This window comes from Streptomyces sp. NPDC096323 (assembly GCF_040302845.1).
Taxonomy (GTDB): domain Bacteria; phylum Actinomycetota; class Actinomycetes; order Streptomycetales; family Streptomycetaceae; genus Streptomyces.
In genome coordinates this window covers 119302-134817 of the sequence record NZ_JBEOSI010000009.1, presented here as the reverse complement: position 1 = coordinate 134817, position 15516 = coordinate 119302, and the positions used below count along the sequence as shown (strand labels likewise).

The following is a 15516-nucleotide window of genomic DNA, read 5'->3' as shown; positions in this document are numbered from 1 at the left end:
TTGCCGGACGGGCTTGTGTGCGGGTGCGGATGCTCCGCGGGGTGCGGGTGCGCCAGGCCGGTGGGTGGGGGTGGGGTCCCTCCGGGGAGACTCCTCAGAAATGGCGTGTGCGGCCGGGTGCGAAAAGGGCCTGAGTCGTACGCCATTTCCTGCGGGGACTCCCCTGCACGCCCCCACCCGGCCGCCCTGCGCCTGTACGCCCGGTGGATCGACTGTCGCAGACGCAAGGCGGCAGGGGCCGGGGGCGTGCAGGGGAGTCCCCGCAGGATGACGAACACCGACCCGGGTCCCCCGCGTACCGGTGGAACGTTCGTCGTTTGAGGAGACGCCCCGGAGGGACCCCGGACCCCCACGAGGGGGCTAGCGCGCCACCCCGCGGGGCCAGCCGCACCCACCAAGCCCGTCATGGGGGTCCCCCCGTGCCCTTAAGGCCATGGGGGAGATTGAGGACGGAACCGGCCCGCCGGAGCAACCTGCACCCCCGCAGGGCACCCGCACAATCAAGCCCGTCCGGCGATTGAGGACAAGGCCCCCGCCCGGCCAGGGCGACCTATCTTGACCCCAAGCAACTCGCTGGCTAGCGTACGTTCATAAGTATGGACGTCAGTCAGAAACATGCACACCGCCACCCGCAGGGAGCGCCCGTGACCTCAGCCCCACTCGCCGCCCGACTCACCGCTGTCGCCGGGCCGCTCTTCTTCCCAGTCACCGCCTACGGGCCCGACGGCTCCGTCGACCTCGACGTCTTTCGCGCGCACGTGCGCAAGGGCATCGACGCCGGTGCGGCGGCCGTGTTCGCATGCTGCGGCACGGGTGAGTTCCATGCGCTGACGCCCGAGGAGTTCCGCCTCGTGGTCGCCGCGGCCGTCGAGGAGACCGCCGGTGAGGTGCCCGTCGTGGCGGGCGCCGGATACGGCACCGCGCTGGCGGTCCAGTTCGCGAAGCTCGCCGAGGAGGCCGGCGCGGACGGGCTCCTCGCCATGCCGCCGTACCTGGTCGTCGCGGACCAGGAGGGGTTGCTGGCGCACTACACGGCGCTGGCCGCCGCCACCGGGCTGGAGACGATCGTCTACCAGCGCGACAACGCGGTCTTCACGCCCGAGACCGTGGTGGCGCTGGCGCAGACGCCGGGCGTGATCGGGCTCAAGGACGGCTACGGCGACCTGGACCTGATGCAGCGCATCGTCAGTGCCGTCCGCACCGGGCTGCCCGGCCAGGAGTTCCTGTACTTCAACGGGCTGCCCACCGCCGAGCTCACCGGCCTCGCCTACCGGGGCATCGGCGTCACGCTCTACTCCTCCGCCGTGTTCGCCTTCGCACCCGATATCGCGCTGGCCTTCTACCGCGCCCTGGAGGCGGGCGACGACGCGCTCGTGAACGCGTTGCTCGACCACTTCTACCGTCCGCTCGTCGAACTGCGCTCCCAGGGCCGCGGCTACGCCGTCTCACTGGTCAAGGCGGCCGTCCGTCTGCAGGGGCTGGACGTCGGCGAGGTGCGCAGCCCGCTCACCGAGCCGCCGGCCGCGCACATCAAGGAGCTGACGGAGATCATCGAGGCGGGCCGTGCGCTGCTGGGGGAGCGCGGGTGAAGACCTCCGCCTTCCTGTATCCGTGGGACATCGTCGGGGACCCCGGCGCGGCCGACCGCGTCGCCGGGCTCGGCGTCCAGCAGGTGACGCTCGCCTCCGCCTACCACTCCACCCGGGCGCTGACCCCGCGCCATCCCGCCCGCCGCATCGTCACGGCGGAGCACGCCGCGGTGCTGTACCCGCCGGACGCGGAGCGGTGGGCGGGGCGCACCCTGCGCCCGTACACGCAGTCCTGGGTCGACGCGTCCGACGCCTACGCGGAGGCCGCCGAGGCACTGGCGGGCGCCGGGCTCGACGTGCACAGCTGGGTGGTGCTCGCGCACAACTCCCGGATGGGCGCGGAGCATCCGGAGACGTCCGTGGTCAACGCGTACGGGGACCGCTACCCGTGGGCCCCCTGCATCGCGCAGCCCGACGTCCGCGCGTATCTCGTGGATCTGGCCGCGGAGGCGGCCGTGCGGGACGGGGCGGGCGGCACCGAGCTGGAGTCGTGCGGCTGGTACGGCTTCGCGCATCTGCACGCCCACGACAAGACCGCGGGCGTCGGCCTCGGCGACGCGGCGCAGTACCTGATGTCGCTGTGCTTCTGCCCCGACTGCCGGGCCGGCTACGGCGGGCAGGGGCTGGACGCCGAGGAGCTGGGCCTCGCTGTGCGCCGGGCGCTGGAGCCGATGTGGTCCGGTGCGGGCGCGCCGGAAGCGGGCTGGGGCGGTGTCGAGAAGCTGCTCGGCGCCGATCTCGCCGCCGCCACCCTGCGGTGGCGTACCCAGGTGGCCCGCGGGCTCCAGGAGTCGGTGGTCGCCGCGGTGCGGGCGGCCGCGGGCCCCGGGTTCCAGGTGCTCCTGCACGCCGACCCCGCGCCGTACCGCTCCGGCGCCAACGTGGGCGTCGACCCGGAGTACATCCTTTCCGTGGCGGACGGCGTGGTGCTGCCCTGCACCGGCGACGACGCGGCGCGCGAGGCCGTGCTCGGCCCGTTCGCCGGCCGCGGCGGGGTCCTCGCGGCCAACCTCACCGTGGTGCGGGGGATGGGCGGCAACCCCGGGACGCTGGCGCGCGACGTCGCCCACGCGGCCTCGCTCGGCGCGAACGAACTGCGCCTCTACCACGCGGGGCTGGCCTCGGGACCGGACCTCGCCGCCGTCGCCGGAGCGCTCTCAGGCTGATACGCGCGGGCCGGCGGAATGGGTGCCCCGCCGGCCCGCGACCAGCCAGGCCGCCGTCAGCAGGGCCGCCGCGCCCACCAGCGGCAGCAGCACCGTCACGTCCACCAGGGCCACCAGTCCCGCGCCGAGCGCCAGCGCCACCGCGTTGGGCGCCATCATCAGCGTGCCCGCGGTCGCGGCCGTCCGGCCCAGGACCGCGTCCGGGGTCTCCCGCTGCACCGCGGTCATCGCGGCGATCAGCACACAGGGCAGGCCCGCCCCGATCAGGCCGCAGGCGAGCAGCGCCACCGCGTCGTACGGCAGGGCCCGCAGCGCCACGCCCACCGCGAACGCGGTGATCCCCGCCGCCGTGAACACCCGTTCCGGCAGCCGCCGCAGCAGCGGTCCGGCCAGCAGCCCGATCGTGACGGACCCGGCGCCCTGCACAGCGGTGAGCACTCCGGCGTACGCGGGGGAGTGGCCGAGCGTCTTGTCGACGACGGCGTACAGGGCCGCCCCGTTGAGTCCGGCGCACAGCATCGTGACCGATCCGGCGAGCACCAGGGGCCGCAGAACGGGCGAGTTGCGGAGTTGCCGCAGTCCCGAGGATCGTCCGCTCTCGCGGTCCGGGGCGGGCACCCGTACCCGCAGCAGTGCGTAGAGCCCTGCGGCAAGGGCGAAGGAGGCCGCGTCCAGCAGGGCCACCGCGCCGCCGCCGAAGCGGGCGTAGAGCGCCGCGCCGGTGAGCGGGGCCACCAGCTTCATGCCCTCGTTCGCCGTCATCCGCAGGCCGTTGAAATCGCCCAGCAGGCGGGCGTCCACGGCCTGCGCGACCACGGCCGACTCGGCAGCGTCCATGAGGACGTAACCGGTCCCGTACACCAGGAGCACCGCGAACAGGAGCCAGATCCGCCCCGCCGAGTCCACCGCGGTCAGGGTGGTCAGCAGCAGGGCCATGACGACGTTCGACCCCACCAGCAGTGGTTTCCTGGGCAGCCGGTCGGCCACCGACCCGATGAACGGCCCGAGGAGTACCGGGAGCCAGACGGCGAAGAGGGCGAGCGCCGCCAGGCTGTCCGAGCCCGTCAGCGACTTGACCCAGACACCGGCGGCCAGCGACATCGCGGAACTGCCGAAACCGGACACCACGACCGCCGCGAGGAACAGGGCCGCTGTCCGGTCCCGCAGTACCCGCCCTGTTGCCGACCTCACCGTCGAAACCTCCCTGACCTGCGTGTTCGTTGTGCAACCAGGGTTTCCGGTAAGGCCGTTGCCGGGCATCGGGCAGATGCCGTAGGCCGCGCGGCGGCGATGGCCGGGGCGGGAGATCGGTGTACGGCACACGTCGTAGTCCACCGAAGTTCTTCTGTCAGAAGCGTTGACGAAACATTCACGGCGCCTCTAGCTTCATCGCGTCGTACTTCGTACGTCATATATGAGACGCGATACGCGAGATGCGAGAGCCCTTCACTCATGACCTTTGCGCCCACCCCGATTCCGTCCCGCACCCAGTACGTGCTGGAGGCGATCAAGCACGCGATCCTGACCGCGCAGCTGAGACCAGGGCAGGCGCTCGTCGAGACCGAACTCGCCGCACAGTTCGGGGTGTCCAAGACCCCCGTCCGTGAGGCGCTCAAGACGCTCGCCGGGACCGGCCTGGTCGTCATGAGTCAGTACAAGGGCGCCATCGTGCGGCTGGTCGACGCGACCATGGCCCGCGAGGTCTACGACGTACGGCTGCTGCTCGAGCCGGAGGCGCTGCGCCGCTCGATCACCCGCAAGGCCTCGCTGGAGGAAGCCCAGGAAGCCCTGGAGCGCGCCGACTCGGCCGGCGACCAGGCCGACAGGTCGCTCGCCAACCGGGACTTCCACCGGGCGCTCTACCTTCCCTGCGGCAACCCGCTGCTGGCCCGGATGCTCGACGAGGTGCGCGACCAGGCGGCGCTCGTGTCGACCGTCGCGTGGACGGCCATCCCGTCCTGGGAGCGGGAGGCGGCCGAGCACCGGGAGATCCTGCGGCTCGCGCTCGCCAAGGACGCGGACGCGGCGGCCGGGGCTCTGCACGACCACATCGCGTCGTTCGTGCGCCGCGCGTTCCCCGCCGACGAAGACGGGGGCGGGGCGGCGTGAACCAGCAGCACACCGACGAAAGGCCTGTCCGCATGGACCTCACACCGCTGAAGGCGGCCCTCGCAGATGTCGTGGCGATCCCGGTGACCCCGTTCGCCGCGGACGGCACCATCGACACGGCGGCGCACCGCGCCCTGCTGCGGAGGCTGCTCGACGGCGGCGTACGCATCCTCACCCCGAACGGCAACACCGGGGAGTTCTACGCGCTCACCCCCGAGGAGCGGCGCACCGTCACCGAGCTGACCATCGACGAGGCCGGCGGCCGCGCGACGATCCTGGTCGGTGTCGGGCACGACGTGCCGACCGCCGTCGCCGCCGCCGAGCACGCCCGCGACGCCGGCGCCGAGATGGTGATGGTGCACCAGCCCGTTCACCCGTACGTCTCGCAGGACGGCTGGATCGACTACCACCGGGCCATCGCCGAGGCCGTCCCCGGGCTCGGCGTCGTCCCCTACATCCGCAACCCGCACCTCGACGGTGAGTGTCTGGCCGTCCTCGCCGACAGCTGCCCGAACGTCATCGGCGTCAAGTACGCCGTTCCGGACGCCGCGCGCTTCGCCGCCTTCGCCCGGGACGCCGGACTGGACCGTTTCGTCTGGGTCGCGGGTCTCGCCGAGCTGTACGCCCCCGCCTACTTCTCCGCCGGCGCCACCGGATTCACCTCCGGCCTCGTCAATGTCGCCCCCGGTGTCTCGATCGCCATGCTGGAGGCGCTGCGGGCCGGCGACCACCCGGCAGCCATGAAGGTCTGGGAGCAGATCCGCCGCTTCGAGGAGCTGCGCGCCGACCGGCAGTCCGCCAACAACGTGACGGTCGTCAAGGAGGCCCTGGCCTCGCTCGGCCTGTGCGGCCGCGATGTCCGCCCGCCCAGCCGGGTGCTGCCCGAGTCGCAGCGCGCCGAGGTCGCCGACCAGGTCGCGGGGTGGTCCATATGACCGGCCGCATCGCCCCCGAGGAGCTCCGCAGCCACCAGTGGTACGGCACCGACGGGCTGCGCTCCTTCAGCCACCGGGCCCGCACCCGCCAGCTGGGCTACCTCCCCGAGGAGCACCTGGGCAAGCCGGTCATCGCGATCCTCAACACCTGGTCCGACATCAATCCGTGCCACGTCCACCTGCGCGACCGCGCACAGGCGGTCAAGCGCGGGGTCTGGCAGGCCGGCGGCTTCCCGCTCGAGTTCCCGGTCTCCACCCTCTCGGAGACGTTCCAGAAGCCGACCCCGATGCTCTACCGCAACATGCTGGCGATGGAGACGGAGGAGCTGCTGCGCTCCTACCCCGTCGACGGCGCGGTGCTGCTGGGCGGCTGCGACAAGTCGACGCCCGCCCTGCTGATGGGCGCCGCCTCCGTGGACCTGCCCGCGATCTTCGTACCGGCCGGGCCGATGCTGCCGGGGCACTGGCGCAACGAAGTCCTCGGCTCCGGCACCGACATGTGGAAGTACTGGGACGACAAGCGGGCCGGACTCATCGGCGACTGCGAGATGGGCGAACTGGAGAACGGGCTCGCCCGCTCACCCGGCCACTGCATGACGATGGGCACCGCATCGACCCTCACCGCCGCCGCCGAGGCACTCGGCGTCACCGTCCCCGGCGCCTCCTCCATTCCGGCCGTCGACTCCGGCCACGACCGGATGGCGGCGCAGTCGGGCCTTGGAATCGTCGAACTGGTGTGGCAGCAGCGGAAGCTGTCGTCGATCCTCACGGCGGAGGCGTACGAGGACGCCGTCGCCACGGTCCTCGCGCTCGGCGGCTCCACCAACGCCGTCATCCATCTGATCGCCATGGCGGGCCGCTCCGGCATCAAGCTCACCCTGGACGACTTCGACCGCATCGCCCGCACCGTGCCCGTGCTCGCCAATCTGCGGCCCGGCGGGAAGTACCTCATGGAGGACTTCCACTTCGCCGGCGGACTGCCCGGGTTCCTGGCCCGGCTGACCGACGTACTGCATCTGGACCGGCCCACGGTCACGCACGACACCCTGCGCGCACAGCTCGACGGCGCGCTCGTGCACAACAGCGACGTCATCCGCGAACGCGACAACCCCCTGGCCGAGGAGGGCGGCGTCGCGGTCCTGCGCGGCAATCTCTGCCCGGACGGCGCGGTCATCAAACACATCGCCGCCGAGCCGCACCTGCTGCGCCACACCGGTCCCGCGGTCGTCTTCGACGACTACAAGGAGATGCAGCGCACCATCAACGACCCGGCCCTGGCCCTCACCCCGGACCATGTGCTGGTGCTCCGCAACGCCGGCCCCAAGGGCGGCCCGGGGATGCCCGAGTACGGCATGCTGCCGATCCCCGACTACCTGCTGAAGCAGGGCGTACGGGACATGGTGCGGATCTCCGACGCCCGGATGAGCGGCACCAGTTACGGCGCCTGCGTCCTGCACATCGCGCCCGAGTCGTACGTCGGCGGGCCGCTCGCGCTGGTGCGCACCGGTGACTCCATCACCCTGGACGTCGAGGCGCGCCTGCTCCACCTCGACGTGACGGAGGAGGAGCTGACGCGGCGCAGGGCCGAGTGGACGCCGCCGGCCACCCGGTACGAGCGCGGCTACGGGGCGCTCTACCACGACCAGATCACCCAGGCCGACACCGGCTGCGACTTCGCCTTCCTGGCCCGGCAGGGAGAAGTCCCCGACCCCTACGCCGGCTGAACGGCCCACCGGAATTCCGGCGCTCCGCCCCGTCCGGCCCGTCGAACGGCATGCGGTAAGCGCTTGTGCACGCCACGCAACACCCCGCACAGCACCACCTCGCACCCCCGTACCTGAGAGAACGGAGACGTGTCATGGCCCAAGCCGCCGCTGTGGCCACACCGCCCAAGGTGCCCAGGCGCCGCTCCGCGAGCCCGCGCCGACTGCCGTACCTGCTGATCGCCCCGGCGGGGCTGCTGATGCTGGGCTTCATCGCCTACCCGGTGATCAGCGTCTTCTACTACAGCCTGCAGAACTACAACGTCACCAAGCCGTGGCGGAACGGCTTCGCGGGCTTCGACAACTTCACCCGGATCTTCACCGACGACGACCAGTTCTGGACGACGCTGGGCTTCAGCGCCCAGTGGGTGGTCGTCCAGGTCGCGCTCCAGCTCACCCTCGGGCTCGCCCTCGCCCTGATCGTCAACCAGAGCTTCATCGGCCGCGGCATCTCCCGCGCGATGGTCTTCTCGCCGTGGGCCGTCTCCGGTGTGCTGACCAGCACCATCTGGATCCTGCTCTACAACTCCTCGACCGGGTTCAGCCGCTACCTCGCGGACGCCGGGATCGGCGACTACGGCACCTCCGTGCTCTCCGACACCGGAACCGTCTTCTGGGCCGCGACGGTCGCCGAACTCTGGCGCGGAGTCCCCTTCTTCGCCATCCTCATCCTCGCCGACCTGCAGTCCGTCTCCAAGGAGCTGTACGAGGCGGCGTCGGTCGACGGCGCCGGGCGGATGCGCCAGTTCTTCCACATCACCCTGCCCCACCTGAGGGACGCGATCATCCTGTCCACGCTGCTGCGCGGGGTGTGGGAGTTCAACAACGTCGACCTGCTCTACACCCTCACCGGCGGCGGACCGGCCGGCGAGACCACCACCCTGCCGCTCTACGTCGCCAACACCGGCATCGAGGGCCACGACTTCGGATACGCCTCCGCGCTCACCACCGTCGCCTTCGTGATCCTCCTCTTCTGCTCGATCGTCTATCTGCGCCTGAGCAAGTTCGGAGGCGACCACAAGTGACTGCCGCACTGGCCGAGAAGAACGGCACCGACGCCGCACCACCGTCCGTCCAGGACAGCGGCCCCCCTTCCGCGCACCGGCGCACCAAGCCCGGCCGTGAACGCGCCTTCGACGACGTGCCGCGCTGGCAGATCTACGTCCCGCTCGGCGTCTACCTCGTCTTCACCCTCATCCCCTTCTACTGGATGTTCCTGTTCGCCGTGCGTCCCGCGGGCTCCACCTCGCTGGTGCCCTGGCCGATGACCGGGGAGCACTTCTCCAAGGTCTGGAACGAGCGCAGCTTCGCCATCTTCTTCCAGAACAGCATGATCGTCGGGGTCTGCACCCTGATCAGCACCACGCTCGTCGCGCTGGCCGGCGGCTACGCGCTGGCCCGGTTCAACTTCAAGATCAAGAACGCCTTCATGCTGGCGCTGCTCTGCTCGCAGTTCATCCCGGGCGCGCTGATGCTCGTACCGCTCTTCGAGATCTTCAAGAACCTCCAGATGATCAACTCCCTGGGGAGCGTGGTCATCGCCGAGACGGTGTTCCAGCTGCCGCTCTCCATCATTCTGATCAGCGGATTCATCAAGAACGTGCCGGTCACGCTGGAGGAGGCCGCGTGGGTGGACGGCTGCTCGCGCTTCCGCGCCTTCTGCGCGGTGGTGCTGCCGCTGCTGCGGCCGGGGCTCATCGCGGTCGGCTCCTTCGCCTTCGTACACAGCTGGAACCACTTCCTGTTCGCCCTGATGTTCCTCAGCGAACAGGACAAGCAGACGATCCCGGTCGGCCTGAACACCCTCATCGGCGCGGACAGCGTCGACCTGGGCGCGCTCGCCGCGGGCGGAGTGATCGCCGCGGTCCCCGTGGTGATCGTCTTCGCCTTCATCCAGAAGTGGCTGATCACCGGCTTCAGCGCCGGCGCAGTGAAGGGGTGACGGACATGCCGTCGATACCCAGCACACCCGTTCCGATCGTCCTCGCGGGCGCCCGCGGCCACGGCCGCTGGCACCTCGCCAACATCCGGCGCCTTCAGCACCTGGGCCTCGTCCGGCTCGCCGGAGTCTGCGAACTGAAGCCGCTCGACGACGGTGAACTCGACGCCTTCGCCGGTGAACTCCCCGAGCAGTCGGCCGACTTCGGTGCCCTCCTGGACTCCACCGGGGCTCGCGCCGCCGTCATCTGCACCCCGATCCAGACCCACACCGAACTGGCGCTCACCGCCGCCGCCAGCGGCGTCCACCTCCTGCTGGAGAAGCCGCCCGCCGCGACGCGGGCCGACTTCGACCGGATCCTGGCCGGGGTACGAGACGCCGGCATCGCCTGCCAGGTGGGCTTCCAGTCCTTCGGCTCGCACGCCGTGCCCGCCATCCGTGAGCTGGTGCGCAGCGGCGCCATCGGCACCGTCCTGGGCTACGGGGCCGCGGGCGCCTGGGTCCGGGACGAGGCCTACTACCGGCGGGCGCCCTGGGCCGGGCGGCGCCGCATCGGGGACACCGACGTCGTCGACGGGGTCCTGACCAACCCGCTGGCCCACGCCGTCGCCACCGCCCTCGAACTCGCCGGCAGCGGCACCGCCCAGGACATCGCCTCCGTCGAGACCGAGCTCTTCCGGGCCCATGACATCGAGGCCGACGACACCTCCTGCGTACGCGTCACCACCATGGCCGGCGTCCCCGTCACCGCCGCCGTCACCCTCTGCGCCGAACAGGCGGGGGAGCCCTATGTGATCGTCCACGGCGACCGCGGCCGGATCACCTTCTGGTACAAGCAGGACCGCGTCCTCGTCCAGCGCGCGGGCCACGGCCCCGAGGAGGCGGTGCACGGACGGACCGACCTCTTGGAGAACCTCGTCGACCACCTGGTGCGCGATGCCGCACTCCTCGTACCGCCGCACCGCACCGGCGCGTTCATGGAGGTCGTCGAGGCCGTGCGCACCGCCCCCGAACCGGCCGCCCTGCCGGACGACGCCTGGTACACCGTGCCCGCGAGCGCCTCCGCCGCCGCCCGACGTGTGGTGCGCGGCATCGACGGACTCGTCGCGGCGGGAGCCGACACCCTCACGCTCTACTCCGAACTCGGCGTCCCCTGGGCGCTCAGGTCCCCCACCGAGGTGAGTTCATCGTGACCACCACCGCACTGCTGAGCTGCGCCGGCCGCCCGGTCGGCCGCTACACCTACCTCCCCGCCCCCGACGGCCGCCCCTACCTGCACCCGGTCACCACCCTCGCCGGCACCCCCGTCACCGAGGAGCGCCCGGCCGACCACGTGCACCACCTGGGCACCTCCGTCGCCGTTCCCGACGTCGCCGGGTACAACTTCTGGGGCGGCCGCACCTTCGTCCGCGACCAGGGCCCCACCGTGCTCGACAACCACGGGGTCCAGCGCCATCTCGGCTGGAAGCTCCGCGACCCGGACGGATTCGTCGAGGAGCTCAGCTGGGAGGCGGACGACACCGAGCTGCTGCGGGAGCACCGCACGGTCGCCACCGCCGAGCTCTCCGCCACCGCCTGGGCGCTGGACTTCTCGTTCTCGCTCACCAACCGGGGCGCCACGGACCTGTCGATCGGCAGCCCCGCCACCAACGGCCGGCCGGGCGCCGGATACGGCGGCTTCTTCTGGCGCGCGCCCAAGGAACCCTCGGCGCCCGCCGTGTTCAGCGCGTCCGCGGACGGCGAGGAGGCGGTGCACGGACAGGCCGCCGACTGGGTGGCCATGAGCGGCGACGGCTGGACCCTCGTCTTCGCCGGGGCGACCGAGGAGACCCGCCGCGACCCGTGGTTCGTGCGGACCACCGAGTACCCGGGCGTCGGCTCCTCCCTCGCCGCCGACCACCGGCTGCCCGTCCCCGCGGGGGCGACGATCGTGCGCCGGGTCGTCACCGTCATCGCGGACGGCCGGCTCGACCGCGACGCGGCCGCCGCCTACGTCCGCCGGGCGGTGACCGCGTGAGCGCCCCGGACGAGCGCCCCTGGACCGCCGACCTCGGCGACGGCACCTACCGCAACCCGGTGCTGAACGCCGACTGGTCCGACCCCGACGTGATCCGGGTCGGCGACGACTTCTACCTCACCGCCTCCAGCTTCGGCCGGGTCCCCGGCCTGCCGCTGCTGCACTCGCGCGACCTCGTCAACTGGACCCTCATCGGCCACGCCCTGGACCGGCTGGAACCGGCCGCGGACTTCGCCGTGCCGCGCCACGACTGCGGGGTGTGGGCGCCGTCGCTGCGGCACCACGCCGGACGGTTCTGGATCTTCTGGGGCGACCCCGACCACGGCGTCCAGCAGATCAACGCCGAGGACATCCGCGGCCCGTGGACCGCTCCTCATCTGGTCAAGGCCGGCAAGGGACTGATCGACGCCTGCCCGCTGTGGGACGAGGAGACGGGCGAGGCCTACCTGGTGCACGCGTGGGCCAAGTCGCGCTCCGGCATCAAGAACCGGCTCACCGGCCACCGGATGAGCCCCGACGGACGGGAGCTCCTCGACGAGGGCAAGACCCTGATCGACGCCGACACGATCCCCGGCTGGTTCACCCTGGAGGGCCCCAAGCTCTACCGGCGCGACGGCGAGTTCTGGATCCTCGCCCCGGCCGGCGGGGTGACCACCGGCTGGCAGGGCGCCTTCCGCTCCCGGGAGTTCTTCGGGCCGTACGAGGAGCGCGTCGTCCTCGCCCAGGGCCGTACCGAGGTCAACGGGCCGCACCAGGGCGGCTGGGTAACGACCGCGACCGGTGAGGACTGGTTCCTGCACTTCCAGGAGCGCGGGGCGTACGGGCGGGTGGTCCACCTCCAGCCGATGCGCTGGGACGCGGCGGACGGCGGCTGGCCGGTCATCGGTGACGGGGGCGAGCCCGTCTCCGTCCACACCAAACCCGCCGCGCCCGAGCAGTCCGTCACGGCCCCGGCCAGTGGCGACAGCTTCCCGGGCGGACGTTACGGCAGGCAGTGGCAGTGGACCGCCAACCCCCGCCCCGGCTGGACCGTCGAGCACGGCGGGGACGGGCTGCGGCTCAGCTGCGTACGGACCGCGTACGCGCATGATCTGCGGGCCCTGCCCAACGTGCTGGTCCAGCGGCTGCCCGCCGAGACGTTCACCGCCGAGGCGGAACTCACCCTCGGCAGCGAGGTGGTGGGGGCCAAGGCCGGGCTCGCGGTGCTCGGGGACGCGTTCAGCTGGATCGGTCTGGAGCGCGCGGCGGACGGCGTACGGCTCGTACACCGGTACGCCGAGACGGTCGCCGAACACGAACGCGACGCCGAACACGGCAGGCCGGCACCCGAGGGCCGGGTCCGGCTCCGGATCGAGGTCGCCCCCGGCGCCCGTTGCCGCTTCTTCGCCGACACCGGGGACGGGTCCGGATACCGGCCCTCGGGCCAGGTCTTCGCCGCCACGCCGTGGCGCTGGGTCGGCGCCCTGCTCGGCCTGTTCGCCACCGCGCCCCCCGGGACGGGGCCGGCCGGGACGGCCTGTTTCACCGGTTTCCGCACCACCCCCTGACCCGTGCCGGCCGGGCAGTCGTCAGGACGACGGCCGGGCCGGCACCGGAACCACCGAACCCCCCACTCACGCGCACGGACCGAGAGAACCGAGAGAGAAGAGCCGATCATGAACATCTCGAAGACGCAGCGGGGGCGTGCCACGGCCGCTGTCTCCCTTGTCGCGGTGCTCGCGCTTGCCGCCACCGCCTGCGGTGACGACGGCAGCGACACCGGCACCGACGGCAGCGGCAAGGGCGAGATCACCTTCTGGGACAACAACGGTGGTCCCCGCACCGAGATCTGGGCCGAGATCATCAAGGACTTCGAGGCGAAGTACCCGGACATCAAGGTCAAGTACGTGCCGATCCCGATCGCCGACGTGCAGTCCAAGTACGACACGGCCATCGCGGGCGGCGGCCTGCCCGACGTCGGCGGCGTGGGCACCGCCTACCTCGCCAACATGGTCTCGCAGGAGGCCCTCGACCCGCTCAACGACCGGATCAAGGGCTCCTCGCTCAACGGCAAGCTCGTCGAGAGCATGGTCGACGGCGTCAAGGCCGCGGGCGGCCGGGGCGACGACATGTACTCCGTGCCGACCTCCGCCAACAACGGTGCCCTCTGGTACCGCACCGACCTGTTCAAGGCGGCGGGCCTCGAAGCACCCACCACCTGGGCCAACTTCTACAAGGCGGCGGAGAAGCTCACCGCGGCCAAGGACAACAAGTTCGGCTACACCATCCGTGGCGGCGCCGGCTCCATCGCCCAGGCGATCGACGCCTCGTACGGCCAGTCCGGCATCACGGAGTTCTGGAACGGCGACAAGACGACGCTCAACGACCCGAAGAACGTCGCCGCGCTGGAGAAGTACGTGGCGCTGTACAAGAAGGCGACGCCCGAGGCCGACGTCAACAACGACTTCACCAAGATGGTCGCCCAGTTCGACACCGGAACCATCGGCATGCTGAGCCACAACCTCGGCTCCTACCAGGACCACCTGAAGGCGCTGGGCAAGGACAAGTTCGCCGGCATACCGAACCCGGTCGGTGACGGCGGCACCCGGGTCCAGGTCTCCAACCCGGTCGACGGGCTCGGCCTGTTCCGGTCGAGCAAGAACAAGACGGCTGCCTGGAAGTTCATCGAGTTCGCCGCCTCGCACGAGTCGAACAGCAAGTGGAACGAGTCCGCGGGCGCCATCCCGGCCAACACCGAGGCCGCCAAGGACCCGTGGATCAGCGCCAGCGAGCCGACCGAGCTCGCCGCGAAGGCCCTCACCGACGGCTCCACCAAGATCGTGCAGCTGCCGTACTACCTGCCGGACTGGAACAACATCAGCAAGGCGGACAACGAGCCGGAGTTCCAGAAGCTGCTGCTCGGCAAGGTCACGGCCAAGGCCTTCCTCGACAAGATCGCGGACGAGCTGAACAAGGCGCAGAAGGAGTGGAAGGAGATCGGCAACGGCTGATCGGACTCCCTGCCAGGCCGACACCCCGGTGACCGGGGACCGGCGGCGGTTCGGGTCGCGCCCCGCCGCCGGTCCCCTCCACTCCTGCACTTCTCCTCCTGCACCCCGTACCGCCCGTACGCCCCGTGTACGCACCGCTACGCACCCATGAGAGAGGCAGCTCCACCGTGTCACTCACCCGCAGGCAGACCGCGGCCGCCCTCGCCGCGCTGCCCCTGGCGCTCGCCACCCCCGCCGCCGCCGCGGCGGCGCACGGCCGCCCGCGCCCCCGCACCCTGCACATCGCCGGCGATTCGACGGCCGCGCAGAAGTACGCCGACGCGGCGCCCGAGACCGGCTGGGGCATGGCCCTGCCGTTCTTCCTCGGCCGCACCCTGGGCGTCGCCAACCACGCCATGAACGGCCGCAGTTCGAAGAGCTTCATCGACGAGGGCCGGCTCGCCGCCCTGCTGGAGGAGGTGCGGGAGGACGACCTCCTGCTGATCCAGTTCGGACACAACGACGAGAAGACCGAGGACCCGGCCCGCGGCACCGATCCGTACACCACCTACCAGGACCACCTGCGCCAGTACGTGCACGCCGCACGGTCCCGCCGGGCCCGGCCGGTCCTGCTCACCCCGGTGGAGCGCCGCCGCTTCGCCGCCGACGGCACGGCGAAGCCCACCCACGGCGAGTACCCCGCCGCGATGCGCGCGCTGGCCGCCGAGGAACGCGTCCCCCTGCTCGACCTCCAGGCGCTCACACTCGCGCGCTGGCAGGAGCTCGGCCCCGACGCCACGACGGCGTACTTCAACTGGCTGGAGCCCGGCCAGTCGCCCAACTACCCCGACGGGCGCCAGGACAACACGCACTTCCAGCCCCGCGGCGCCGTCGAGGTCGCACGGCTCGTCGCCCGGGCCCTGGTGGCCGGGCGGGTCCTCGCCCCGCGCGACGTACGACGCACCGATTCCGCGATCCCTCTCGAATGGATCACCTGGCCGCAGGCCTGACAGCTGCCCGGCCCCCTTT

13 protein-coding genes are annotated in these 15516 nt (G+C 71.6%); 12 read left to right on the top strand and 1 reads right to left on the bottom strand.

Features of this window, described 5'->3' with window-relative positions:
- Positions 1-644 precede the first annotated feature (644 nt).
- Both ABTX18_RS24945 and ABTX18_RS24940 read left to right on the top strand, forming a co-directional pair.
- Positions 645-1589, top strand: coding sequence for a 5-dehydro-4-deoxyglucarate dehydratase (locus ABTX18_RS24945; RefSeq protein ID WP_352124970.1), 945 nt, complete (start codon positions 645-647; stop codon positions 1587-1589).
- Complete coding sequence (locus tag ABTX18_RS24940; protein WP_352124969.1) at positions 1586-2755, top strand: hypothetical protein; 1170 nt, start codon at positions 1586-1588, stop codon at positions 2753-2755. The genes ABTX18_RS24945 and ABTX18_RS24940 overlap by 4 nt, the downstream gene beginning before the upstream one ends.
- Here ABTX18_RS24940 and ABTX18_RS24935 read toward each other — a convergent pair.
- Positions 2747-3946: an MFS transporter gene (locus ABTX18_RS24935; protein WP_352124968.1), complete on the bottom strand. Its 1200-nt coding sequence runs from the start codon at positions 3944-3946 to the stop codon at positions 2747-2749. The genes ABTX18_RS24940 and ABTX18_RS24935 overlap by 9 nt on opposite strands.
- A 261-nt stretch (positions 3947-4207) precedes the next feature.
- Here ABTX18_RS24935 and ABTX18_RS24930 point away from each other — a divergent pair, with 261 nt between their 5' ends.
- The 10 genes from ABTX18_RS24930 to ABTX18_RS24885 all read left to right on the top strand — a co-directional run bounded on the left by ABTX18_RS24930 (position 4208) and on the right by ABTX18_RS24885 (position 15497).
- Positions 4208-4864, top strand: coding sequence for a GntR family transcriptional regulator (locus tag ABTX18_RS24930; RefSeq protein WP_352124967.1), 657 nt, complete (start codon positions 4208-4210; stop codon positions 4862-4864).
- Between the two features lie 32 nt (positions 4865-4896).
- On the top strand, positions 4897-5799 hold the full coding sequence (locus tag ABTX18_RS24925; RefSeq protein WP_352124966.1) for a dihydrodipicolinate synthase family protein: 903 nt from the start codon (positions 4897-4899) through the stop codon (positions 5797-5799).
- A complete protein-coding gene (gene araD / locus ABTX18_RS24920) occupies positions 5796-7523 on the top strand; it encodes an L-arabinonate dehydratase (protein ID WP_352124965.1) in 1728 nt (575 codons plus the stop codon). The genes ABTX18_RS24925 and araD overlap by 4 nt, the downstream gene beginning before the upstream one ends.
- A gap of 134 nt (positions 7524-7657) precedes the next feature.
- Positions 7658-8587: a carbohydrate ABC transporter permease gene (locus ABTX18_RS24915; RefSeq protein WP_326735514.1), complete on the top strand. Its 930-nt coding sequence runs from the start codon at positions 7658-7660 to the stop codon at positions 8585-8587.
- Entirely contained in the window at positions 8584-9504 is a 921-nt protein-coding gene (locus tag ABTX18_RS24910; RefSeq protein ID WP_352124964.1) for a carbohydrate ABC transporter permease, read from the top strand. The genes ABTX18_RS24915 and ABTX18_RS24910 overlap by 4 nt, the downstream gene beginning before the upstream one ends.
- A 5-nt stretch (positions 9505-9509) precedes the next feature.
- Entirely contained in the window at positions 9510-10694 is a 1185-nt protein-coding gene (locus tag ABTX18_RS24905) for a Gfo/Idh/MocA family protein (protein ID WP_352124963.1), read from the top strand.
- Complete coding sequence (locus ABTX18_RS24900; protein ID WP_352124962.1) at positions 10691-11518, top strand: DUF6807 domain-containing protein; 828 nt, start codon at positions 10691-10693, stop codon at positions 11516-11518. Before ABTX18_RS24905 ends, ABTX18_RS24900 begins: the two co-directional genes overlap by 4 nt.
- The gene (locus tag ABTX18_RS24895; protein ID WP_352124961.1) at positions 11515-13065 is read left to right on the top strand and encodes a glycoside hydrolase family 43 protein; all 1551 of its coding nucleotides are present in this window, start codon (positions 11515-11517) and stop codon (positions 13063-13065) included. The genes ABTX18_RS24900 and ABTX18_RS24895 overlap by 4 nt, the downstream gene beginning before the upstream one ends.
- Positions 13066-13173: 108 nt before the next feature.
- On the top strand, positions 13174-14508 hold the full coding sequence (locus tag ABTX18_RS24890; RefSeq protein ID WP_352124960.1) for an ABC transporter substrate-binding protein: 1335 nt from the start codon (positions 13174-13176) through the stop codon (positions 14506-14508).
- A 167-nt stretch (positions 14509-14675) separates the two neighbouring features.
- Complete coding sequence (locus ABTX18_RS24885; protein ID WP_352124959.1) at positions 14676-15497, top strand: rhamnogalacturonan acetylesterase; 822 nt, start codon at positions 14676-14678, stop codon at positions 15495-15497.
- The last annotated feature ends 19 nt before the right edge of the window (positions 15498-15516 follow it).